This is a genomic window from Phaeobacter sp. SYSU ZJ3003, assembly GCF_041300735.1.
Taxonomy (GTDB): Bacteria; Pseudomonadota; Alphaproteobacteria; order Rhodobacterales; family Rhodobacteraceae; genus Phycobacter; species Phycobacter gallaeciensis_A.
Genome location: NZ_PXNU01000192.1, coordinates 1 through 313, shown reverse-complemented (window position 1 = coordinate 313; position 313 = coordinate 1). Strand labels below are relative to the sequence as shown.

Here is a 313-nt window from a genome sequence, read left to right as displayed (position 1 = left end):
GGATTTACCGAAACGCGTGTCCGGGAATTACTGAAATGCTTGTCCGGGATTTACCGAAACCCGCAGTGGGCGCGTTCGGCCAGTTCGTGCTCCGCAATAGCGGCCAGGAAGCGGGCGGCAGGCCAGCCCTCCCGGTCAGCCTGTTCGGCGAATTGCGGCCAGAGGATCTTGATGGTCGGTAGCCGCAGGTTGTTCAGCATGATGCTGAGGCGGGCCTCATCGACGGTATGGGAGCTCGTCATGCCGGTACTCCTGCTGCATCCGCCGTTTTGACGAGGGCTTCATAGCTGTCCAGGGACACGGATTGCACGGT

1 protein-coding gene is annotated in these 313 nt (G+C 61.0%); it reads right to left on the bottom strand.

The window, feature by feature from the left end; genetic code table 11:
- Positions 1-50: 50 nt before the first annotated feature.
- Positions 51-242, bottom strand: a complete 192-nt coding sequence (locus C6W91_RS21380; RefSeq protein WP_370571637.1) for a hypothetical protein — start codon at positions 240-242, stop codon at positions 51-53.
- Between the last annotated feature and the right edge of the window lie 71 nt (positions 243-313).

Bases quoted from the DNA above. Each gene is read 5' to 3' on its own strand.
- C6W91_RS21380 (WP_370571637.1), bottom strand. From the start codon at position 242: ATGACGAGCTCCCATACCGTCGATGAGGCCCGCCTCAGCATCATGCTG.